Here is a 21,435-nt window from a genome sequence, read left to right as displayed (position 1 = left end):
GGCGGCCGCCATTGAACGTTGCTGTAATGTTGAATCAGATGCGTCAGCAACAGCGAAGATGCCGCGCTGAGCGTTAGATGATTAGCCGGTTGCTGCCAGTCATTACCCAGTAAAAACTGGCGATAAACCGCCGTGATCCCCGGATCGCTGCCGAACGTATGTTCGTCCAGCGTGAAGCTGTAAGGGCTTTTGTCCCAAACTTTCTCACCCACTTCCCGCAGATGCGCGTCGGTACAATAAAGATGTACAAAGGAAAGATCGTCACGAATATCCCAACTGGATTCGCTCTCTTTCGGCATCAGGCAGAAGCGATCCGGGCCGCCGCCGTTTTTCCAGCCCCCTGCCGTCTTGTGATAGCTTTCGTAGCCATCCGCGATATATAAACTGAGCGTGTGGTGATCGCAATACTGAGTGATGGTGTCGCGCTTGTTCGACCACGCCGCCAGTTGGATCCCCGAATGTAACGCAACCGACTCATGCAGGACGGCATTATGTTTGCGTAAGTTTTCAAAGGCGCCATAGGGCTGAGACATACCATCACATTCAAAATAAGTTAGCAGGCTTTCAGTCTATATCAGCTACATGTTGTTAACAGCCTCCTTTTCACTTTCGCGAGAAAAAAAGCGCAAGATTTTGCAAGTCTGCCGCAATCAGATGAAAGCCAGCCCCGGCCAGCCATGACACTGTGTGCGCTTAAATACAAAAATGAGAGAGATGTATGAACGCATTGTTGTACTGCCTGGTGGTCGTGATATGGGGAACGACATGGATTGCCATTTACCTGCAGCAAGGTCCGGTAGCTGCCCCGGTCTCTATCTTTTGGCGCTTTGCGGTCGCCAGTTCGGTGATGATCCTTCTCCTGCTGTTCAGCGGCAAATTGCGTAAGCTCTCCGGACGCGACCACCTGTTTTGCCTGTTACAGGGCGGGTGTGTTTTTTGCTTCAATTTCTGGTGTTTTTACACGGCCGCAGCGTGGATTAATACCGGTCTGGAGTCGGTAATTTTCTCGATGGCCGTGCTGTTCAATGCGGTGAATAGTTTTGTATTTTTTGGTCAAAAACCACCGATACGCTTTTATTTCGCCGCGGCGCTGGGGTTGACGGGTATCATCACCCTGTTCTGGCAGGATTTGGTCAATAGCGGCCTGAATCATACGCTGCTGTTGGGTATTGGTTTAAGCGCTCTGGGAACGTTTGGTTTTTCCCTGGGCAATATGATCAGCCTGCGCCATCAGAAAAAAGGGCTTGAAGTGATGACTACCAACAGCTGGGCCATGCTGTACGGTACCTTGCTAATTGCCATCATTGCACTGGTGCGCGAGGACAACTTCATGCCGCAGTGGACGTTCAGCTATCTTAGCGCGCTGTTATATCTGGCTATTTTTGGCTCGGTGATTGCTTTCGGCGCCTATTTCACACTGGTAGGACGCATCGGTCCGAGTAAGGCCGCCTACAGTACGTTACTTTTCCCGTTGGTCGCGCTGACGCTGTCAACATTGTATGAAGGATACGTCTGGCAGGTTAACGCAATTGCCGGATTAGTGCTGATTTTGCTAGGTAATCTGGTGATGTTTGCACGCCCGGAGGCGTTAGTGGGGAAACTGCTGTACCGTCGTCGGACGGCATAAAAAAAGCGCACCATCAAAAGATGGTGCGCTCAGCATTACTGTTTTTTGTTGACATCAAACATGGAGGCGTCTGTCGCCATGTCATCAACAACTTTCTTCAACGTTTCGAACGCCATCGGCGTACTTTCGTTGTTCAGGTCCTTGCCTTCACCCTGACGTACCACTTTAATCACCGGCTTATTGGTTGCCGCATCGATCAATTCACCTTCAAAATAGAGGTGAGTATCCATGGTGCGGTGACCTGTCGCCATTTGTGTCCCCGCTACGAGTAACGCAACCGGAACGACTTCATAGAACTGCAGCCCTTCCTTGCTGGTTGCGACACCGGTAATCGCGCCACGGAAAATCAGGCTGCGCGGGCCGGGGGTCGTCACCAGGGGTTTACGTTTACTAATGGCGGTTTTCATTTGCGTATTGGTATAGCTCAACAGTTTATCCAACACCTGTTGCCCAACCTGAGTCGTTGGTTTAGGAATCGGATAATAGGTTATCGGGTTATACACAATACTGTCATATTTGGACTCATTGAAGTTGGGATCAACCCAACGCAGCACAGGCTGTCCTGTTGCCGATTTCGTTTCCTTCAGGCCAGAGTAATCTTTTAAAAAACCTGAATATTTATCTGGCTGCGTGATTTTTGACGCACAGCCTGATAACGCCAGTAAACCCGTAAGCACTGCAACTTTAAATAAAGTTTGAGCACGCATGGAACGATCCCTTAGTATTTGCAGATATGCATCTGAAATAATAGCAAAAGGAAATCATTTTGGATGTGCGAAAAATGGTAAGCGCCGCACAATTTTATTTTTGCGCTCAGCACAAAAAATGCTGAACGCAGAGCGTGGGCCATCAGCCGATTTTGCGGGCCAGCATAGTCGCAAAACGCAGTTTAATGCGATTGCCGTTTTCGTCTGTACGATGCAGTTCCCCCACGTCTTCGTTATATTTCAGCAGCTCCCATCCGCGGTAATAGTTGCGTAATTCCCCCGCTTTAAACGCGAACGGGAAGCCAACTGTGCACGGGAAATCATCGGTATCCATCGCCGCAACGATTAAGTTATATCCACCCTGTTTCGTGCAACGTTGCATATTTTCGATAAGCCCCGGAATGGTTTTCGCTTCGAGGAACATCAGCACTACGGTAGACAGGATAAAGTCGTATTCACCATCAAAACTCAACGCATTAAGGTCCGCGACGCTTGCCTGCAGATTAGTCAACCCTTCGGCTGCTTTGATACGCTCAAGGTTAGCGATGCTCATGGGATTTTTATCCCATGCTGTCACATCATAGCCGTTTGCCGCAAGGTACAGACTGTTTCGACCGTTACCGCACCCCAGGTCTAACGTTTTGCCTGGCTTAACAATTTTCGCCGCTTCAACGACATCGGAATGCGTACGGGTTAGATCGTATTTCTCAGTAAAGTAGTTTTCGTCGCAAAGGGTCATTATTTATCCTCAGATTTCAGTAATGCAGCACGCTCCGTGCGGATGAGCAGTTTCCCCTGCATCAACAATGCAAACGTACGTACCAGTAATAATGCAATGATAACATTGGTAAAAATAAACAGAGGGATCGACAGCATATGAAAAAATCCTGATTCGCTGCCGTGTCCCAGATGCAGCCCCGTTGTCGCCAGGGCCGACACGCCGAACGAGAAGCTCCAGAAAGACGCATTAAACGGCTGAGACAGATACCACGGCATGAGGCGTAGCATAAACAGCAGCTGCAGCAGACCATAGCCAAACAGCATTTTGGCCAACGTATCGCCCTCGCCGCCGTTGACGCTAAGCCAGGCGCTGCAGGCGACCAGCGCAGGTGCCAGCTGAATGCCAAGCGAGGTACGTAATGCCGTTGGCAGCTCGCCGCAACTGCGTAAACGCTGCAGGATCACCGGCTCGAGGCTGAGCCAGGAAAATACCCCTGCGCCCAAAAACACCAGTCCTGCGTCGTTGAAACCCAGCGCACCACAGGCCATTGCGCTAATAAAGTTATTGGCGACAGTCGGCAAATACAGCCCCGGTGTGGTGGCTTCTTCTGGGTGATCTCCGCGCCATAATCCTGCCGTTTGCCAGGCCGCGTACGCCAGTTGGATAACGACCCCAATGCTGAACAAGCCAAGCGCCAGCGGTCGATACCACGGGACAAAACCAATCGCGACCAGCATGGTTGTGGCCGGAAACAGACTGACAAAGCTACTCATCACTGGATGACGAATCTCCGCCAAAACGCTATGCGGAAAACGCAGTAAACGACTAAAAAAGGCCAGCGTCAGCAGCCCCCAAATGACCATGGCCAGGATGACTAACCCATCGCCTATCCAGTGGCTCACAGGCCACACCTGACTGGCATATCGCCACGCAAATCCCATCCCGATGATGCCCAGTACCATGCCAAAATAACCGGCCGGAAGATTAAGGACCCGATCACTATGCTTGTTATTACTCATTTTGTTTATTTTTTAAAGTATATTTGAAATGCATTTTATGGAAATTATGGCGATTTAGCCAGTACGGAAAACTTTGCTACGTTTAACTAAGGTGCGCAACACGGAAATGAGCTATGACCAAATACCGTCTGAGCGACGAACCTCGCTCCTTCAGTTATCAGGATAATGGCAACAAAAGAAGCGTATTACTACGCCAGATAATTGCACTGATCGATTTTAATGATGTTCCGGCCGGCACGCCTGGTGGCTGGATTGATAATGAAGCCGTACTGGCGCAGTGCGGTGATTGCTGGATTTACGATGAGAACGCGATGGCATTTGCGGGGGCAACCATTTCTGGAAATGCCCGCATTACGCAGGCCAGCGTGGTCAGAGATGGCGCACAGATTGGCGGTGCCGTATGGATAGATCGGGCTGAAATTAGCCATGGCGCGCAAATCCGTGACAACGTCACCATTCAAAATTCTTTTGTACGTGGCGAATGTTTTTTGTCGGGCGATGCACGTGTTTTGGGAGGCTCCGAAGTCATCGCCGCCAAAGGGTTAACCCGTGAAAGTGACCAGCCCCTACAAATATATGATCGCGCAACCGTAAACCATTCACGCATTGTGCATCAGGTGCAGATCTATGGCGATGCAACCATTGACTACGCTTTTATTGAACATCGCGCCGAGGTTTTTGATTGTGCCCGCATCGAGGGTAATGAGGAAAATAACGTTTGGATCTGCGATTGTGCGAAGGTATACGGCAACGCCCGCATCATCGCTGGTACCGATGAAGATGCGATACCGACCCTGCGCTATAGCTCCCAGGTGGCTGAGCATGCGGTGGTTGAAGGTAACTGTATCCTGAAACACCATGTGCTGGTCGGGGGGCATGCAAAATTACGCGGCGGGCCACTCTTGCTGGATGGACACATCCTGATTGAAGGCCACGCCTGTATTCTGGGTGAAGTGCTGATCGAGCATCATATTGAGATAACCGGTCAGGCCCACGTTGAAGCCTTTGATGGTGATGCAATCCATCTGCGCGGGCCAAAAGTGATCAACGGCGAACAGCGTATTACGCGCACCCCCCTCGCCGGTTTATTCTGAAACGCTATCAATGATACGGGCATAGAGATTCACATCATGATAACCATCATTGAGAAACTCTGCCTGCTTTAAACACCCTTCCAGCTGAAAACCGTTGCGCAGCGCCACCTGGTTACTTTCCAGGTTATCGACGCGGCATTTAATAATGAACCGACGGATCTCGCCACGCTGAGCATAATGATGAATCAGTGCCTGTAGCGACCGGGACATAATACCCTGTCCCTGATGAACTTCATCCAACCAGTAGCCAATGTAAGCCGCTTTATTCAGCGGTTCTATTTGGTTAAATGAAATAACGCCAACCACTTCACCTTGTTTGAAGATAAGGAACATTTTGGCGTAGCCACGCTGGTGCAACATCATATTCCCCTGCACATTCTTACGCGTATCGTCCTCAGATTCGACAAGCTGCGGCCAGTTCAGCGACCGCTGGAGCCACACTTTATTTTTGAGCACCAGTCGATGCAAAGGCGTGACGTGTTGTTCTTCTACTGCCCGCAGTTCCAGCGTGTCACTGACGGTAATAATTTCTGGCATGTTTATCTCCTTGGCGATTGTAAACGGGGGATTTCTGACTGGCAGTAGCCGATATTAATCTGCTTAGCGCCGTGGATGTCATATTTTTATGCTGTAACAGCAATAACTTAGAAACAATCTCTGGCGTGGAAGCCGTTACTCTGGATGTCCGGTTATCCCATGCCTGGATAGGCCGTAATGATGACAACAACACTTTCATTCTATTGCTAAGGAGCAAGCATGGCAGCACCTTTGGGTCGTTTAGCACTTATTCCGCTTTTACTGATTACCGCCTGTCACCAACCCATCCCCACCACGCAAGCGGGTCCTGTCCCCTTTGCCGTTAACAAACAACCGGTTGTAGATAATACCACGCTGGAAATTTCCCGTAGCGCGCTGGAATATAACATTCATAAGGTTCAGCAGCTGCTGGGAGACAAAACCCGGATGTGCGCCATTCTTAAAGGCGATGCGTATGGCCACGATCTCTCACTGGTTACGCCGGTGATGATGCAAAACGGTGTGCAGTGTATTGGCATCGCCAGCAACGAGGAGATTAGCATTGTTCGTCAGTCAGGCTATACATCGCAGCTGATGCGCGTTCGCAACGCGACGGAAAAAGAGATGCGCCAGGCGGCGGATTTTGATACCGAAGAGCTGATTGGCAATCTGGATATGGCTAAACGTCTGAGTGCAATTGCCCAGGAGAAAGGGAAAACGATTCGTATTCATCTGGCCCTGAACTCTGGCGGTATGTCACGAAACGGTCTGGAAGTCAGCACCGCGGCAGGTCTGGAAGAGGCCCGCGCCATTTCCACGTTACCCGGTCTGAAAATTGTTGGCATCATGTCACATTTCCCGGAAGAAGATGCGGCGGTGGTTAAACGCGATCTGGCCCGTTTCAATACGCAATCGGCCCAGGTACTCAAAATTACCGGGCTTAAGCGCGAAGATGTCACCCTGCATGTCGCGAATACGTTCGCCACCCTGACCGTTCCTGAATCCTGGCTCGACATGGTGCGTGTTGGCGGTATTTTTTATGGCGATACCATTGCCAGCACCGAATACAAACGCGTCATGACGTTTAAATCCGCAATCGCGTCGGTAAACCATTACCCCAAAGGAAATACCGTCGGCTATGACAGAACCTATACCCTTAAACGTAATTCCGTTCTTGCCAATATTCCGACGGGTTATGCTGATGGCTATCGTCGCGTGTTCAGTAACGTGGGGCACGTATTGATCCACGGCCAGCGGGTTCCTGTATTGGGTAAAACATCCATGAATACCGTGATTGTTGATGTGACCGATCTACCGCAGGTTGCCTCCGGCGATGAAGTGGTGTTATTCGGTAAACAGGGAAATGCGCAGGTGAGCGCAGAAGAAGTCGAAGAAATTAGCGGCGCGCTGTTCACTGAAATGTCGATCCTCTGGGGGGCGACAAACAAACGCGTAATGGTCGATTAACACCTAAAACAGGAAGGGCTTCCTTTTCTCGCTGGAAGCCCTTTTACACAGTGAGCACAGTACTATTTAGCTCTCACTGACACTCTCTCTTTGCAAAATCTTGAGCAAATCTTCCTTCAGGTGAAGTTTCTGTTTCTTAAGACGAACAATGTCCAAACTGTATCCCCGACCATCCGAACCTTCCAGTCTGGAAATCTCATGATCAAGGCTGTTGTGTTTTTCGAATAAGGACAGAAAACGAGGATTCTCGGATTTCAGTCGGGAAATAAGGTCTCTGTATTCTGGAAACATACTTTCTCCCTGTTAGTGGACAAGAACGTGTATAAGAAATACACACCTTCAGCTTATCGGTTTGAGTCAGGGAAAAATGCGAGCAGGATCGAGTAAATAGTGTACAGAATTTTTTAAGAAAATGACGAACATGGCTCCCCGTCAGGAGAGCCATAACGGTGAGGATCAACGCATTTCGCGGTCGTCAACGTACTGACGTTTATCCGCCGCTGGCGGGAAGTACTGATACAGCCAGGTTTCACTGATAGCGTCGCCCTGACAACGCAGGAACATACGCATATCTACCGGATCGGTTGAGTCAGAAGTCGGATACCAGTCAAACTGAATACGGTAGCCGTCGATAGGTTCAACGTAGAGGATCTCAATCTGTTTCGCTTCACCACTCGAAAGCGTAATTACCGGTTCAATACCTTTCGGCGCGGCGGCTTTTAAATCTCCACCAATGAAATCAACGGCAAAACGTCGTGCCCATTTTTCCGGGTAGTGCTCGCCCGGCGCCCATCCTTCCGGGAAGCCGCCCATACCTGTACGGGTCGCCATCACGCGAGCCAGCGGAGAGCGCACCGGCGGCTGAGCGCTCCAGTACAGGCGATATTTGAATTCCAGTTCATCGCCGGCTTTGATCTTCTTCTCCGGCTGCCAGAAGCAGACGACGTTATCCAGCGTTTCACCAGTCGTCGGGATCTCCATTAAGCCAATGGTTCCCTTGCCCCACTGGTTACGTGGCTCGACCCACAGGCTGGGGCGCTTGTTGTACCAACCCATAATGTCCTGATAGTGGGAGAAGTCACGATCCAACTGCAGCAGGCCAAATCCGCGCGGGTTGTTATCGGTATAGGCATTAAACTGCAGTTTTTGCGGGTTATTCAGCGGACGGCAGATCCACTCGCCATTGCCCCGCCACATCGCCAGACGGTCGGAGTCATGAATTTGCGGGTGAATGGTGTCACACATCCGGCGTTCATTGTTACCACAGCTGAACATGCTGGTCATCGGCGCAATACCGAGTTGCTTGATGTCTTTACGTGCATAGACATGATTCTGTACATCCATGATCACCTGCGTTTTCTCACAGTGGATCACAAACTTAAACGCGCCGGTCACGCTTGGGCTATCGAGCAGTGCATAAACAGTAAATGAAGTGGCGCCCGGTTTAACCGTTTCGAACCAGAATGCGGTGAAGTCCGGGAACTCTTCTTTGCTGTCGGTATACGTATCAACCGCCAGACCACGCGCCGACAAACCGTACTGATAGGTGTCATCTACGGCGCGAAAATAGCTGGCACCGAGGAAAGACACGACATCGCGACGAGCCAGTTCAGGCGCTTTGAACACGCGGAAACCGGCGAAACCGAGATCGGTTTGCCCTTCCAGCTGTTTGGTATCCACACCGGCATCGTTGTACTTGAAAAGCTCCGGGCGGAAGTGGATCTCACGCGCCATATGCGTACTGTCATCAACCGAGTACATGCGTACGCGGCGACGGAAGCCCATTCCCACATGGAAGAACTGCGCGTCAAGCTGACGATTTTCAACGTTGTTCCACAGTGACTGTTCTGCGTCGTACTGAATACTGTTGTAAGCCTGCGGCGTCAGTTTAGCCAGCGTATCCGGCAATGCGCGCGGCGCGCCGCCCCAGGGTTTCTGTGCTAAATCATGGGCCATCGATTGCAGAACGGAAAAATCAAAACGTACGGTTTTTCCGTCTGCAATGTCAGACTCTGCCGCATAGGCGGCGCGGGAAAAGAGTGATGCAATACCACTGGTTCCGCACACGGCGGCCACTGCCATTGAACCTTTAATAAATCGTCTGCGATTCATGCCTGAAAGTGAGTCCTTCTGGTCGTGTAAATGGTCCCGCGCCGGTCAAAATCTGCGGCAAGAGAGTGCACATTTCTGACCGCTCACTCTAGACAAAATTCATTAATAATCCAATTGTTGGTCGACGATTATCTGTACAAAATCGAAAATATTTTATGTCGATGAGAACAGGCCGAATCCCGTGTAAATTCAGTTAAAGTAAACCACACCGCCGTTTACTACGTTCTTCTGCCTCCTGATACAACGCAAACTCATCATATACTGCGCAGCCCAGCGCCTGTTCAAAGGCATCGCGGCTGGAATTACCGTGGCTGCGCGCCTGCGTTTCATTCCCCAGATTGGACTGGAAAATTCCTGCGGCGCTCACCGGTAAAAAATCTTCGTAGGTGATGGGTTGCGCAACCAGCCACCCTCGCTCAATGAGCGGCTGCGGGTCGTCATCCGGACGGATAGCCTGCCGATGCGCCTCGCCCGACGGCGTCAGGCGATAACGGAACCAGGCAAGCCCTTGCTGGCGCAACAGAAACTCGCTGTCCGGGAACGCCTTAAACACGTCCTGAAGATGCAACTGGTGCGTCAGGTTATCTTTCCCCGTCCCCGCTTTACTCAACAGTTCGTCATACAACGCCCGGCCCTTTGGCGTCAGCGCCACACCACGTTGCTCGATTTCGCCAAAACGTGCTGTGTGAGTTCCACGCATTTCGCCGGCAAACAACACCGGTTCTTCCAGCGCCTTAAAGCTGGTCTGGCGCAGCAAGATAGGCACCTCGCGCCGAGGTGGGCCTTCAATGAGAATTTTCGGTGCAATACCGCACTCCGGCATCATCGACTGCACCCGATCGATATCCAAGGTACGCGGCGTCAGATGGTTGATATGACAACCAGGGAAGCACACCACATCGGCAATCAGTCGATGCTCGTTATGCAAGGCATGATACGTTTGTTCATCTACGGTGGCGTGTTGATGCCAACGGAATGTTTCCAGTGCCTCATGCACAAATTCCTGAGCTTGTGCGGGTGTGAAACTACCCTGTGCATCAAACTCATCCAGCAGTTCGTGACAACGACGCGTGAAAATATCACGCTTTGCAAGGATCTCCGCTGCCTGCTGGCGCAACACCGCGTTCTCGATTAATTCGAGGCGTAATAACGAGGTAAATACCCGGAACGGGTTGCGCGAAAGCGAAGCATCGTCGATAGGACGAAACGCCGTGGAATGGACGGGGACGCCGGCCTGGGAGAGATCGTAATAGCTAACCGGATACATCCCCATAATGGCAAACATCCGCCGCAGTGTAGACAACTCCTGCGCAGTACCGACCCGAATTGCCCCATGGCGTTCAACATTGAGCCGTGCCAGTTCATCCGCATTGGCCAGTTTTTCATGCAGCGTCGGATTATTTTCCAGTACCGCCAGATTCACATCAGCGACAAGTTCCAGCAACGTGCCATACTGCGGGACTTCCTGCTGGTACATTGCTGACATTGCCTGCGAAAATTGTTCCCGAATCTCATCAGCCGTGATGGTGTTCGCCATAATGTCATGCCTCCAGTGAATATTACCTGGAGTGTAGAAAACGCCGCTGAGTCCGGTGGGAAGAATTTACAAACTGTGATCCCGCATAAATTCCCCCCACCCACAAAGGCAGTGAACTGAAGCTTACTGACGCGGTTTTAACTGACGTTCCAGCCATGGCAACATCTGTTTTTTACGACTGAGCATGCCTTCGACCTTGCAGGGTTGCGGTAACTCTGACAACTCAGATCCAGCGAACCACAGGCTGGTATCGCCAAGATTGATGTCCGTCAGCATCAGTACCACCAGCGCAGCCTGATTTTCCTCAGCATAACGGGTCATCTCCTCGCGGAGATCGTCCAGCATACCGTCAACCTGGCGCAATGCATACAGCTCGAGTTGCGCCACGCAGACTTTATGCCCATGAATGGTGAACGTTTTAATGTCTTTATGCAGCAGCTCACGGGCACTCATGTCTTCGACGCTGGTTTTGGCCGACAACAGATCACGGCTAAAAGCGTCCAGATCCACACCCGTTTTTTGGGTCAGAGCCCCCACCGCCTGGCTGTCATCCGGTGTAGTAGTCGGCGAGCGAAGTGTGACGGTGTCACTTAAAATAGCCCCCAGTAGCAAAAAAGCCTCCGCAGACGACAGCTGACTGCGCTCGTCATCCGCCATCAGTTGCCACAACAACGTCGCACTGCTGCCAACAGGTTTGACCCAGACCTCTGGAGGAAGACGAGTCACTAATCCGCCGAGTCGATGATGGTCGATGATACCAACGACATTGCTCTCAGACAGCGATTCCGGCCCCTGTGTCGGTTCGGTGAAATCTACCACCCAAACATCCTGATCGGTCAGCGAAAACGTGAGTCGTTCGGGCATGTCCAGTCCTGCATGCGCAAAGATAAATTGCGTTTCGCGGTTCGGTTCGCCCAGACGCCATGCCGTCGCCTGCTGGCCGCGTAACGTAAGCCAGCGAGCTGTCATTGCCGCGGTGCAAATGGCATCGCTATCGGGGTTAAGGTGCCCTATTACATGGATCATGGTCAGTGCCTTGTGATGATGGATGATGAAAAAGCGAACAATTGTCCGAGTATAACGACTGGCTACATTCCCTTCCATGATCCCACTACGCGGTCATGCTGTACAAAACATAAGCAAAATAAATCAGTTGTAAGTAAAACGCGTTAAATGTTAATAATATTTTGCTATCAAGTTATCAAAAACAAACAACTTCACTTGTCACCAATACGGCTCTGTTTTTAACATCGCTTATGGAAAAAAATGTTCTGTTCAATCAGCGCATTCGCTTGCGCCATCTTCATACTTTTGTCGCCGTTGCCCAACAGGGAACGTTGGGACGTGCGGCCGAAACCCTTAACCTGAGTCAACCAGCCCTCTCCAAAACACTGAACGAACTGGAGCAACTGACCGGAACCCGACTCTTTGAACGCGGTCGCCTTGGTGCACAATTAACGTTGCCCGGCGAGCAGTTTCTTACCCATGCGGTAAGAGTGCTTGATGCACTCAACACTGCCGGGCAGGCATTAAATCATCGTGAAGAATCTCAGAATGATGTCGTGCGTATTGGTGCCTTGCCAACAGCTGCGTTGGGTATTCTTCCGGCGGTAATCGGTCCGTTCCATAAGCAGCAAATGGAGACTACTCTGCAAGTTGCCACCATGAGTAATCCCATGATACTGGCCGGTTTAAAATCCGGGGAGATCGACCTCGGTATTGGCCGTATGGCCGATCCGGAATTGATGGTCGGTCTGAACTACGAACTGTTATTTCTGGAATCACTCAAACTGGTCGTGCGTCCTAACCATCCATTGTTACAGGAAACCATCACACTTAGCCGGGTGATTGAGTGGCCAGTGGTGGTTTCGCCGAAAGGAACCGCCCCTCGCCAGCATGCTGAGGCATTGTTGCAAAGTCAGGGCTGTAAAATGCCGCCGGGTTGTATTGAAACGCTGTCAGCATCGCTCTCCCGTCAACTGACGGTTGATTACGACTATGTGTGGTTTGTCCCTTCAGGCGCGGTTAGAGAAGATCTGCGCCAGGCAACGCTGGTGTCATTGCCAATTCCCACCCACGGTGCGGGTGAACCCATCGGTATTCTTACTCGTGTCGATGTGCAACTCTCTCAGGCCGCCCAGATCCTTATCGCCGCAATACGCAAAACCGTACCTGTTTAATCGTATTGATGATTGGGTCTGTTATTACCGGCAGGCCCACCCCATGTAAATGTTCAATATATGGACGGTAAAACCGTCATAAAACACAGCTAAAAGCGTATTTTTCCTTACAAGTAAATTAAGCAATGCTTATTATTGATGATATCTCTGTCGAATAATGGCGGATGAAATTCTCTACACAAACTTACATCTATAAATTTTCCTTTAGAATTCAATGAGGAATAAAAAATCAATCTAATTAATTTAATACTATATTACATTAAATAATTAGCTATTGCCCCTAATCTAATTCTTAAAAAAAACCAACTACAACTTCACCTGCTATCCAGTCAGAATCTCGGGATATATAATGTCTTCGCTATTTAATTTGTTATTAAGGAAAATAACATGAAATTTGTTAATTGTATAAGTGCAGCAGCGCTTCTGATCGCAGGGGCTGCTTTTCAGGCCCAGGCGGCTGGTTCTGACTCTGCAAACATTGACTTTGCAGGAAACATTACATCATCAACCTGTGATGTCAGTATTGATGGTATTTCTGCTTCCAAAGAAGTCAAACTGCCAGACATCACCGTTTCTGCGATGCAAGCGGCTGTCAGCAGTCCTGCGATGAAAACCAAATTTCAGATCACCGTTAAGAACTGCGCCACTGAACCAGCAGGCGGTAAAGTAAAAGGCCAATTTTCAACAACCGGTAATTACAACAGCACCAGCAAAGCATTGTTAAACGCTGCAACAGGAGATAAAGATGCGGGTTTCCAGGTAGAAGATACCGCAACCAGTACTATTATCGATTTTACATCAGCCACACCGCAATCTGAAGCCACTTACGATACCACCAACGGTGCAGAATTTAATTACACCGTCGGTTATATCTATTCAGGTTCTGGCACGCCGACCGTTGGTGTAGTGAAAGCGAATACCACCTTTGTAACAACCTACCCCTAACAAGCTGTGTAAGGTCAAGAATAGTTAATAACTCTGCTGCAACTTTTAACTCAAGGTTGCAGCTATTTAACCAAGATATAAATGATATGAATCTACAAAATACATTCAGAATAATTATACTTTCTACCACTATCTCTTTTAGCTATTCGTCAGTCGCCAGCATAGTGATTAACGCTACCCGTGTCATTTACCCTTCCGACGCGAAAGAGGCGCTCATTAAAATGGTGAATCAGGGGCAACAACCTTTATTAGTCCAGTCCTGGTTAGACGATGGTCATGAAGATGTTGATCCGCAAACCTTAAACGTTCCTTTTATCGCCTCCCCCCCGGTAAGTCGGGTCGATCCTAAACAGGGATTGACCGTACGCTTAAACTGGGACGGTCAACCGTTATCTACCGATCGTGAAAGCGTGTATTGGTTTAATGCACTTGAAATCCCCGGCAAAAATAAAGATGCCGCCAAATCGAATCAACTGCAGATCGCGCTGAAAACCCGCATCAAAGTATTTTATCGCCCGGCATCCCTTCCAGGTTCGGCGGATGACGCAATCCAACATCTGAAATGGAGCCTTGCTAACCAAGGTAAACAAGTTTGGGCGACGGCGAAAAATGACTCTCCTTATTTTGTTTCGCTTGTTGGCGCTAACATCACTTCCGGAGGGAAAAAATACAAAATTGAGCCCGACATGGTCGCCCCTTTTTCCAGCGCCAGCTATGAAGTGAAAACGCTCACCACTCCTCGGCTAGAATCCGTTTCATGGACAGCCGTCAATGATTACGGGGCTAACGTTGACGTAACGGATAAATAAAGAACACGTGCAAGGATTGCTCTATGTCGATGTCAAAACACCGGTTAGCGACCTCAGTATGGGTATTACTGGCTATTTGTCAGACAGGATTTGCTGACGATAATTACATTGAGTTCAACGATGACTTTATCTTCAGCAATGCAGGTAAAAAATCGACAATCGACGTGTCACAATATGCGCGCGGCAACCCGGTGAAACCCGGTATTTATACCGTCTCCGTTTGGATTAACGGTGAGCAACAGCAAACTGCAAAGATCCAGTTTATTGACAACCACACCCCGAACGCGTCTCCCTGCCTGACTCGTGAGGTGCTCGATGAAGCAAACGTTGATGTAAGCAAACTCCCCACGGCAGATGCGGACGAAGGTGAATCGCAATGCTATATACTGGCGGATTATTACCCCTCATCCAGCGTGAGTTACGATCCTAATTCACAGATCCTGATGCTCACAATTCCGCAGCTGTTTCTCGTCAGCCACCCTGCGGGTTATGTCAACCCCGCACGTTGGGATGCCGGTATTCCTGCTGCAATACTGAACTGGAGCTTCAGCGGCTATCACAGTGAAAACGACGGTAGCGCTTCTGACAGTGGTTATCTGGGGCTCGGCTATGGTCTCAATTTGGGAGCATGGCGGTTACGTTCCAGCGGCGCGCTGAACTGGGCAAAAGACGATAGCGCGACCTGGGACAACTACGACCTCTATTTGGCACGCGATTTACCCCCTATCCGGGCACAAATGGAACTGGGTCAGGTCACCTCTCGCAGCGAAGTACTGGATAGTATCGGCATTAAAGGCGTACATCTGTATAACGACAAACGTATGGATCCACATGACGGTCGCTACGTTCCCGTCATCAACGGCGTGGCTAACAGTAATGCCAAAATTACCGTACGACAGCAGTCTCGCATCATCTATGAAACCACCGTTCCCCCAGGTCCTTTTGCCCTGAAAGATTATTATGTGGCAATCAACGGCGCTGACCTTGACGTTACCGTGGAAGAAGCTGATGGGTCAAAACGGTTATTCACCGTACCGTACGCCTCTGTTGCTCAGTTAATGACCAAAGGTGAAGTTGACTGGGATTTTGCCGTTGGGACATTAGACAACGATGGCAACAGCGATTCTCCCTGGGTGCTCACCACTAACGGTAATTATGGACTGAGCGATATTTTCACGCTGTATGGCGGCATACAATCAATGGAAGAAGACTATCTGGCGGGGATGCTGGGTCTGGCGATGAATACGCGTCTTGGTGCTATCGCAGTCGATGTTATCCACTCTCGCGCTTCACTTGAAGATATTGGCGCTCTGCAGGGGCAGAGTTACCGTATAAGCTACAGTAATGTGCTGGACGCAACACAGACCAATTTCAGCTTTAGCGCCTATCGATACAGCACCAAAGATTACCTCTCGCTTAATGACGTCATCTCTTTGCAAAATAGCATCGATAGTTATAGCGACGATCACGATACTAACCGTAACGATGCGTATCGCAACAGCTACAGCCATTCCAAGAATGAGCTTCAGGCTAACGTCAATCAACCGATCAACCTTAACGGTGAAGATTACGGTTCATTTTATCTCAGCGGCACCTGGACGAGTTACTGGGGTAGCTCAGACAAAACGTCTCAGTATTCGCTGGGCTACAGCAATACTTTCCGCTCCATCTCGTGGAATATCTCGCTGCAGCGCAGTTATAACGAATGGGGCGATGAAGATGACAGCCTGTACGTTGGGTTGAGTATTCCTTTTGGTAGCAACGCTCAAAACGATCAACCAGCATTCTCCAGTCTGAATCTCAGCGCCAATAGCGACTTTAGCGGCAACAACGGTTTCACCAGTACGGCCAGCGGCAACAGTAGCAACAATAAATGGAACTACAGCCTCAGCACCACCGCTAACCAGGCCAGCCAGGGAGAAGACACCTATTCCGTCAGCGGATATTCCACTTATAACGGCGCGCATGGATCGACCAGCGTTTCCGCTACAGTCGATAAAAATCATAACCAGCAGTATTCCCTAAACAATAACGGCGGTGTGCTGTTACACAGCGGTGGATTGACGCTCTTACCGGGTAATGTCAACGCACAAAGCGCCATAGCCCTTATTGAAGCGCAAGGTGCAGATGGCGCGACCACCACCAATGGGTATGGTGAGATTGACAGTGCCGGATACGCAGTTGCCACCAGTCTTTCACCTTATGCCGAGAATACCGTCGGACTGGATCTCAGCACCATCAAGGCGGACGTCGAAGTGAAAAATACCTCCGCCGCCGTGGTTCCGCGCGATGGTGCCGTGGTGAAAGTCACCTTCGCCACCCAGCAAGGTCAATCGGTGTTTGTCACGCTCAGACGTAGTGATAACAGTTTCATTCCATTGGGCGCGAACATTCTCAATGAGCAGGGAAAATCCGTTGGCGCAATGGGTCAGGCGGGCCGCGCCTTTTTACGCGGGATCGAACAACGTGGCAGCCTGAAGGTTATTTGGGGGAGCGACGCGGCAAGCTACTGCGATGTGACCTACCAGATCCCTGACGCGCCCGCGATGATCGGAAAATCAATTCATCTGGAGACGTTAGTTTGCCAGATGCCAGGAGCCGGAAAGTAGCTTATGCGCCAGGTAATGCTTGTTTCTTTTCTATTATGCAGCCCGCATCTCTTTGCGGCGGATGTCGTGGTTAACTTTAAGGCCAATTTGCTTGCTATGACCTGCACCGTCAATATTGTTGTTGGTTCAAGCAAAGCGGTGAACCAAACCATCGATTTTGGTGTATTAACCCGCGCAGAACTTGAGGCTCAGGGCGCTAACACGCTGAAAGATTTTTCGTTGCAGTACAGCAACTGCACGATCGGCTCCAGTACAAACCAGACAGTGACCTGGATGAAAACGGGAATTAAGGCCTCATCTGTCTACAGCGGTTATCCAACCGAACTCAAGGGTGGGGATAACGGGGCAACAGCGGTTTTGTATCGTTCTGGCTCCCCAAACTCTCTGTTGGTTCTCAATAGTAGTACTCCGCTTGACTGGACCTCGACTGAGCGCACCAATAAAGCCCTGAATCTGGTCTTATCTCTGCGTCCGACGTCTTATGCAACCTCTGCGACAAGTGGCACCTTCAACGGTTCGTTGACGTTCACTACCACCTATCAGTAGGAGCCACCATGAAATTTATCCCAACAGTCTTATTGCTGATATCCACACCGCTATGGGCCGCAATCAGTACCAATACAAATGTATTAACGGTTAAGGCGGAGCTGGTTACCGGTAGCTGTTATATTGCCGCTTCTGATATGGATTTAGGTGACCTGGACGCAAGCGAATTCTCTGCGGGTGGCGCATGGGCGGATTTATCTGCCACTGCGCAGGGAAACGTAACCTTAGCAGGGCAAATGCTTACTCTGAGCTGCGACTCAGGGTCCGTTGCCAAATCTCTGGTAATGAGCATCAAACCGCAAAAGGCGCAGCTAACCGGTAACCAGATCTTCCCTAATGAATATACAGGGCCAACAGGGCGAGTTAAATCAACAACCGCAGCAGGTAATGTTGGCGTTGTCGCTTTTTTTGACGGAAAAAATGTTTTAAATAAAGACAATACTTCCGAAGTTATTATCGATAGTAACTATATTGGTACCGATGACAATAAGGTCCTTCCTATCCTTCGCGCCCGCTTCCAGAAAATAGATTCATCAAAACCGGTCACTCCAGGTGGAGTATTAAGTCAGGTGCAAATCAGCGTGAGCTACAAATAATGGATAAATGGCAGGTTAATATGAGTACGATGATTTCACGATCAATTTCTTTTGTGGCATTACTGCTGAGCGGAATTTATTCATATCAGGTGCAGGCCAAGGAGTGTTATTTTGAAACAATTAATACCAGCACGGTAAGCGCGGGAACGTTAGTTGTTAATAGTTATAACCCATCCAGTACAACACCCGTGTTATTGGGGACATTAAGTGCAGGAAAGTATGGTAACTTAGTCTGTAATACAGGTAATGATGGTTCTGATTTTTATGGAATGACCACAGTAACAAGCGGTACGCAATCCGATAGTTATACCAGTACCAGCGGCAGTACAAAATATAGCTACAATAGAGTTTTTTTTCCAACGAGCATACCCGGAATATATTATAACATTTACATAGCTAATTCTATTAATGCTAATTATACAGCTTATATTCCGTCTAATACGAGTTGGACACGTGAGATCGATAATGCTGCAGATGGAAGTTTTCCTGTTGGATTATACGTCGAGGTTTGGCAACGTGGGGTGGTTTCCTCAATAGGTAATGGTGAAGCGCATCCGGTCATAAATGGTGAGGTAGGTAGGTTTAAAGCAGGAGATGAAAATATAACCAGTCAACAGATTGTCGCCACAGTAAACGCTTCTTCATTCACCGTAAAATTCGCCGCGCCAACCTGTAACCTATCCGTTTCCCCCACCACCATCGACTTTGGCGATGTGGGTAATGACAAACCACGAAAAACCTTCACCTTGAAAAATAGCAACTGCGTTAATGCTTCAGGGGTTACCCTTAAACTGACGTCGACCAAAGCGGCTTATGATAATAGCGGGTTGTCTATTCTCGCCAATACCACGACTGGCACCTCAGCAGCGGGCGGACGGGGAGTGGCGGTTTCTTACGAGGGATCGTCCCGGCAATATCTGTCGGCGAATGACACAAATTCTTCAGTGTCCATCGACTTTGGTTCCATCGTAACGGCGAAAGATATCACCATGGCCGGATTACTCACCTGTACCTCCGCCAGCAACAACAGTACCTGTGATGACTACACCCCCGGAGCCTTCACCGCCGTAGGCACCCTCAGCGCGACGTACAAATAAATAAGAAATCCGGTAATACAAAGAATCGTATTACCGGATGACTGACCTGTCAGAATGTTTCCCAGTTATCCGTATTTACCGTGTTTGATTTTGGCAGTGAAACCGATGGATTAACGGCAGGTGTAACGCGTTTAATTGCGCTTGTCCCGGTTAAACGGAATGTGCCGACGGCTTCCGTTAAGCGTGCGGCCTGCTCTTCAAGAGAGGCCGCAGCGGCCGATGCTTCTTCAACCAGTGAGGCGTTTTGCTGCGTGACCTTATCCATCTCTGAAATCGCCTGGCTTACCTGGACGATACCCCGGCTTTGTTCATCAGAGGCCGCCGCAATTTCCAGCATAATGTCGGTGACACGTTTTACCGCATCGACAATATCCGTCATCGTATTGCCTGCCGCGACCACTTCTCCGGATCCCTGGTCAATCAGTCGGACTGATTCGCTGATCAATCCTTCTATCTCTTTTGCCGCCTGGGCGCTGCGGCTTGCTAACGTACGTACCTCACTGGCTACGACGGCAAACCCTCTCCCCTGCTCGCCTGCCCGCGCCGCTTCGACCGCTGCGTTCAGCGCCAGGATATTGGTCTGGAAGGCAATGCTGTTTATAACGGCGGTAATTTCGGAGATTTTCTTCGAACTTGTTGAGATATTCCCCATGGTTTTAACCACGCCAGAGACCATCTGACCGCCCCGGCTGGCCTTGCCGGACGCATCTTCCGCCAGCGTGCTCGCATGATGTGCGTTGTCGGCGTTTTGCTTCACCGTAGCCGTCAGTTCTTCCATGCTGGCCGCCGTTTGTTCAATCGCCGCGGCCTGTTGTTCAGTTCGTGAAGAAAGATCGGTATTGCCCGCAGAAATCTCACTGGTACCACGGTAGATTTCTTCCGCCCCCTGACGTACCGTGCCCACCGTTTTCCCAAGCGATCGTTGCATTGTTTGCAGATGACGGCTCAGGCGACCAATTTCGCTGCGCCCGGTTGGTTCCTCCGGCATCGTCAGATCGCCCGCTGAAATTTGCTCAATGCGCTGGGCCGCACGTAACAAAGGATGAATAACGGTACGGCGCAAAACAATGAACGTCATCACGGTCAGCGCCAGCGCAAGAACGAATGCACCCAGCATAAAGGTCATGCCAAGCTGTGTACGTTGGTGTGCCTGTTCGCTTAACTGATTCGCCCTGGCGGTACGAATATCGATCGCCTTTAACAACACCTTGTTGTAAGCAGAGTCCAGCGGTCTGGCCTGTTCATTTTCATGGTTGATGATCGCCTCGAACATACCGTTTTTAGCGTACTTCAGCATAGGCTGTAAGCCGTCGATATAGGCTTTGAAATTGGCGCTCAGTTCAGCGTCTAACGCCTCTCCGTCAGTGGTTTTCACCGCACGCGCCATATAGGTATTAAAACCGTCCTGCGATTGCTTAATACGTTTTTCTGCCTCGGCAATATTGGCCTTCATGTCATCCATTTCAGCAATACGGCTCGCCGCACCAGCATGGATCATGTTGATACGCGCGGTGCGTAAGTGGTTAGAGCTGTTAGATAACCCCATCCGAACCTGAATCTCATCGGTTACATCGCGCTGATCGCGATCGGCCTGCATAAGAAAATAACCTGCCAGCCCTGAACTTAAGGCGAACAGCAGAAGGATGCCACCGAGAATGGAGGAAAACAGCGGAACCAGCCGGATTTGATGCAGAAAGCCCAGTTTATGCTGGGCTTGCATCGATGTAGTGTTGTCCATGACCGTCGACTCTCTTGTAGGGTTTATGCGTGAAAACACGCCCGTTAGATAGTCATCGGCAATCCGCGAAGTTTACTTACCGTGAAAAGCGCCGGATTCGTCACACTTTCACAAC

The 21,435-nt window shown here is 49.9% G+C and carries 19 protein-coding genes and 1 pseudogene; 10 read left to right on the top strand and 10 right to left on the bottom strand.

Features of this window, described 5'->3' with window-relative positions; translation table 11 throughout:
- Positions 1 to 533: pseudogene (locus FDX03_RS23325) on the bottom strand (AraC family transcriptional regulator); the annotation flags it as partial.
- Positions 534 to 718: 185 nt separating this feature from the next.
- Here FDX03_RS23325 and FDX03_RS12550 point away from each other — a divergent pair.
- Positions 719 to 1,627, top strand: coding sequence for a DMT family transporter (locus tag FDX03_RS12550; RefSeq protein WP_137345993.1), 909 nt, complete (start codon positions 719 to 721; stop codon positions 1,625 to 1,627).
- A gap of 35 nt (positions 1,628 to 1,662) precedes the next feature.
- Here the strand turns inward: FDX03_RS12550 and FDX03_RS12545 are convergent, their stop codons facing one another.
- The 3 genes from FDX03_RS12545 to tehA form a co-directional block, all read right to left on the bottom strand.
- Positions 1,663 to 2,334: a DUF3313 domain-containing protein gene (locus FDX03_RS12545; RefSeq protein ID WP_048211592.1), complete on the bottom strand. Its 672-nt coding sequence runs from the start codon at positions 2,332 to 2,334 to the stop codon at positions 1,663 to 1,665.
- A gap of 142 nt (positions 2,335 to 2,476) precedes the next feature.
- The gene (gene tehB, locus FDX03_RS12540) at positions 2,477 to 3,073 is read right to left on the bottom strand and encodes a tellurite resistance methyltransferase TehB (RefSeq protein WP_061067948.1); all 597 of its coding nucleotides are present in this window, start codon (positions 3,071 to 3,073) and stop codon (positions 2,477 to 2,479) included.
- Positions 3,073 to 4,074: a dicarboxylate transporter/tellurite-resistance protein TehA gene (gene tehA, locus FDX03_RS12535; RefSeq protein WP_061067949.1), complete on the bottom strand. Its 1,002-nt coding sequence runs from the start codon at positions 4,072 to 4,074 to the stop codon at positions 3,073 to 3,075. Before tehA ends, tehB begins: the two co-directional genes overlap by 1 nt.
- 113 nt (positions 4,075 to 4,187) lie before the next feature.
- Between tehA and ydcK the strand changes: the two genes are divergently transcribed.
- Positions 4,188 to 5,168, top strand: coding sequence for a YdcK family protein (gene ydcK, locus FDX03_RS12530; protein WP_137345992.1), 981 nt, complete (start codon positions 4,188 to 4,190; stop codon positions 5,166 to 5,168).
- Here ydcK and rimL read toward each other — a convergent pair.
- Positions 5,160 to 5,705 (bottom strand): 50S ribosomal protein L7/L12-serine acetyltransferase, encoded by a 546-nt coding sequence (gene rimL, locus FDX03_RS12525; protein ID WP_061067951.1) that lies wholly within the window; start codon positions 5,703 to 5,705, stop codon positions 5,160 to 5,162. The genes ydcK and rimL overlap by 9 nt on opposite strands.
- Before the next feature lie 219 nt (positions 5,706 to 5,924).
- Here rimL and alr point away from each other — a divergent pair, with 219 nt between their 5' ends.
- Positions 5,925 to 7,151, top strand: coding sequence for an alanine racemase (alr, locus tag FDX03_RS12520; protein ID WP_124021187.1), 1,227 nt, complete (start codon positions 5,925 to 5,927; stop codon positions 7,149 to 7,151).
- Between the two features lie 66 nt (positions 7,152 to 7,217).
- On the opposite strand, the gene FDX03_RS12515 is transcribed toward alr, so the two are convergent.
- The 4 genes from FDX03_RS12515 to FDX03_RS12500 form a co-directional block, all read right to left on the bottom strand.
- Positions 7,218 to 7,442 (bottom strand): YdcH family protein, encoded by a 225-nt coding sequence (locus tag FDX03_RS12515; protein ID WP_003020276.1) that lies wholly within the window; start codon positions 7,440 to 7,442, stop codon positions 7,218 to 7,220.
- Between the two features lie 165 nt (positions 7,443 to 7,607).
- Positions 7,608 to 9,263: a glucan biosynthesis protein gene (locus FDX03_RS12510; RefSeq protein WP_137345991.1), complete on the bottom strand. Its 1,656-nt coding sequence runs from the start codon at positions 9,261 to 9,263 to the stop codon at positions 7,608 to 7,610.
- 193 nt (positions 9,264 to 9,456) lie between these two features.
- Positions 9,457 to 10,800 (bottom strand): VOC family protein, encoded by a 1,344-nt coding sequence (locus FDX03_RS12505; protein WP_048211585.1) that lies wholly within the window; start codon positions 10,798 to 10,800, stop codon positions 9,457 to 9,459.
- Positions 10,801 to 10,923: 123 nt separating this feature from the next.
- Complete coding sequence (locus FDX03_RS12500) at positions 10,924 to 11,826, bottom strand: manganese-dependent inorganic pyrophosphatase (RefSeq protein ID WP_137345990.1); 903 nt, start codon at positions 11,824 to 11,826, stop codon at positions 10,924 to 10,926.
- Positions 11,827 to 12,056: 230 nt separating this feature from the next.
- Here FDX03_RS12500 and FDX03_RS12495 point away from each other — a divergent pair, with 230 nt between their 5' ends.
- From FDX03_RS12495 to FDX03_RS12465, 7 genes are all read left to right on the top strand, one after another.
- Positions 12,057 to 12,980 carry a LysR substrate-binding domain-containing protein gene (locus FDX03_RS12495; RefSeq protein WP_048211583.1) on the top strand — a complete coding sequence of 308 codons (924 nt, stop codon included), beginning with the start codon at positions 12,057 to 12,059 and terminating at the stop codon, positions 12,978 to 12,980.
- Positions 12,981 to 13,367: 387 nt separating this feature from the next.
- Positions 13,368 to 13,925 carry a fimbrial protein gene (locus FDX03_RS12490; RefSeq protein WP_061067955.1) on the top strand — a complete coding sequence of 186 codons (558 nt, stop codon included), beginning with the start codon at positions 13,368 to 13,370 and terminating at the stop codon, positions 13,923 to 13,925.
- A gap of 86 nt (positions 13,926 to 14,011) precedes the next feature.
- A complete protein-coding gene (locus FDX03_RS12485) occupies positions 14,012 to 14,734 on the top strand; it encodes a fimbria/pilus periplasmic chaperone (protein WP_137345989.1) in 723 nt (240 codons plus the stop codon).
- Positions 14,735 to 14,757: 23 nt separating this feature from the next.
- Entirely contained in the window at positions 14,758 to 17,343 is a 2,586-nt protein-coding gene (locus tag FDX03_RS12480) for an outer membrane usher protein (protein ID WP_137345988.1), read from the top strand.
- Between the two features lie 3 nt (positions 17,344 to 17,346).
- Positions 17,347 to 17,889, top strand: coding sequence for a fimbrial protein (locus tag FDX03_RS12475; RefSeq protein ID WP_137345987.1), 543 nt, complete (start codon positions 17,347 to 17,349; stop codon positions 17,887 to 17,889).
- An 8-nt stretch (positions 17,890 to 17,897) separates the two neighbouring features.
- A complete protein-coding gene (locus tag FDX03_RS12470) occupies positions 17,898 to 18,485 on the top strand; it encodes a fimbrial protein (protein WP_048211578.1) in 588 nt (195 codons plus the stop codon).
- A gap of 20 nt (positions 18,486 to 18,505) precedes the next feature.
- The gene (locus FDX03_RS12465) at positions 18,506 to 19,582 is read left to right on the top strand and encodes a pilus assembly protein FimA (protein WP_233609320.1); all 1,077 of its coding nucleotides are present in this window, start codon (positions 18,506 to 18,508) and stop codon (positions 19,580 to 19,582) included.
- 49 nt (positions 19,583 to 19,631) lie between these two features.
- On the opposite strand, the gene FDX03_RS12460 is transcribed toward FDX03_RS12465, so the two are convergent.
- Entirely contained in the window at positions 19,632 to 21,320 is a 1,689-nt protein-coding gene (locus FDX03_RS12460) for a methyl-accepting chemotaxis protein (protein WP_137345986.1), read from the bottom strand.
- Positions 21,321 to 21,435 lie beyond the last annotated feature (115 nt).

This window comes from Citrobacter sp. wls827, from assembly GCF_005280875.1.
In the GTDB taxonomy this organism is placed as follows: Bacteria; Pseudomonadota; Gammaproteobacteria; order Enterobacterales; family Enterobacteriaceae; genus Citrobacter; species Citrobacter youngae.
Note: the sequence above shows the minus strand (reverse complement) of the source record. Positions and strands in the feature narration are given on the sequence as shown.

What these genes read in the sequence shown, in the direction of transcription:
- FDX03_RS12550 (WP_137345993.1), top strand. Translation starts at nt 719, where the DNA reads ATGAACGCATTGTTGTACTGCCTGGTGGTCGTGATATGGGGAACGACA.
- FDX03_RS12545 (WP_048211592.1), bottom strand. Translation starts at nt 2,334, where the DNA reads ATGCGTGCTCAAACTTTATTTAAAGTTGCAGTGCTTACGGGTTTACTG.
- tehB (WP_061067948.1), bottom strand. Translation starts at nt 3,073, where the DNA reads ATGACCCTTTGCGACGAAAACTACTTTACTGAGAAATACGATCTAACC.
- tehA (WP_061067949.1), bottom strand. Translation starts at nt 4,074, where the DNA reads ATGAGTAATAACAAGCATAGTGATCGGGTCCTTAATCTTCCGGCCGGT.
- ydcK (WP_137345992.1), top strand. Translation starts at nt 4,188, where the DNA reads ATGACCAAATACCGTCTGAGCGACGAACCTCGCTCCTTCAGTTATCAG.
- rimL (WP_061067951.1), bottom strand. Translation starts at nt 5,705, where the DNA reads ATGCCAGAAATTATTACCGTCAGTGACACGCTGGAACTGCGGGCAGTA.
- alr (WP_124021187.1), top strand. Translation starts at nt 5,925, where the DNA reads ATGGCAGCACCTTTGGGTCGTTTAGCACTTATTCCGCTTTTACTGATT.
- FDX03_RS12515 (WP_003020276.1), bottom strand. Translation starts at nt 7,442, where the DNA reads ATGTTTCCAGAATACAGAGACCTTATTTCCCGACTGAAATCCGAGAAT.
- FDX03_RS12510 (WP_137345991.1), bottom strand. Translation starts at nt 9,263, where the DNA reads ATGAATCGCAGACGATTTATTAAAGGTTCAATGGCAGTGGCCGCCGTG.
- FDX03_RS12505 (WP_048211585.1), bottom strand. Translation starts at nt 10,800, where the DNA reads ATGGCGAACACCATCACGGCTGATGAGATTCGGGAACAATTTTCGCAG.
- FDX03_RS12500 (WP_137345990.1), bottom strand. Translation starts at nt 11,826, where the DNA reads ATGATCCATGTAATAGGGCACCTTAACCCCGATAGCGATGCCATTTGC.
- FDX03_RS12495 (WP_048211583.1), top strand. Translation starts at nt 12,057, where the DNA reads ATGGAAAAAAATGTTCTGTTCAATCAGCGCATTCGCTTGCGCCATCTT.
- FDX03_RS12490 (WP_061067955.1), top strand. Translation starts at nt 13,368, where the DNA reads ATGAAATTTGTTAATTGTATAAGTGCAGCAGCGCTTCTGATCGCAGGG.
- FDX03_RS12485 (WP_137345989.1), top strand. Translation starts at nt 14,012, where the DNA reads ATGAATCTACAAAATACATTCAGAATAATTATACTTTCTACCACTATC.
- FDX03_RS12480 (WP_137345988.1), top strand. Translation starts at nt 14,758, where the DNA reads ATGTCGATGTCAAAACACCGGTTAGCGACCTCAGTATGGGTATTACTG.
- FDX03_RS12475 (WP_137345987.1), top strand. Translation starts at nt 17,347, where the DNA reads ATGCGCCAGGTAATGCTTGTTTCTTTTCTATTATGCAGCCCGCATCTC.
- FDX03_RS12470 (WP_048211578.1), top strand. Translation starts at nt 17,898, where the DNA reads ATGAAATTTATCCCAACAGTCTTATTGCTGATATCCACACCGCTATGG.
- FDX03_RS12465 (WP_233609320.1), top strand. Translation starts at nt 18,506, where the DNA reads ATGAGTACGATGATTTCACGATCAATTTCTTTTGTGGCATTACTGCTG.
- FDX03_RS12460 (WP_137345986.1), bottom strand. Translation starts at nt 21,320, where the DNA reads ATGGACAACACTACATCGATGCAAGCCCAGCATAAACTGGGCTTTCTG.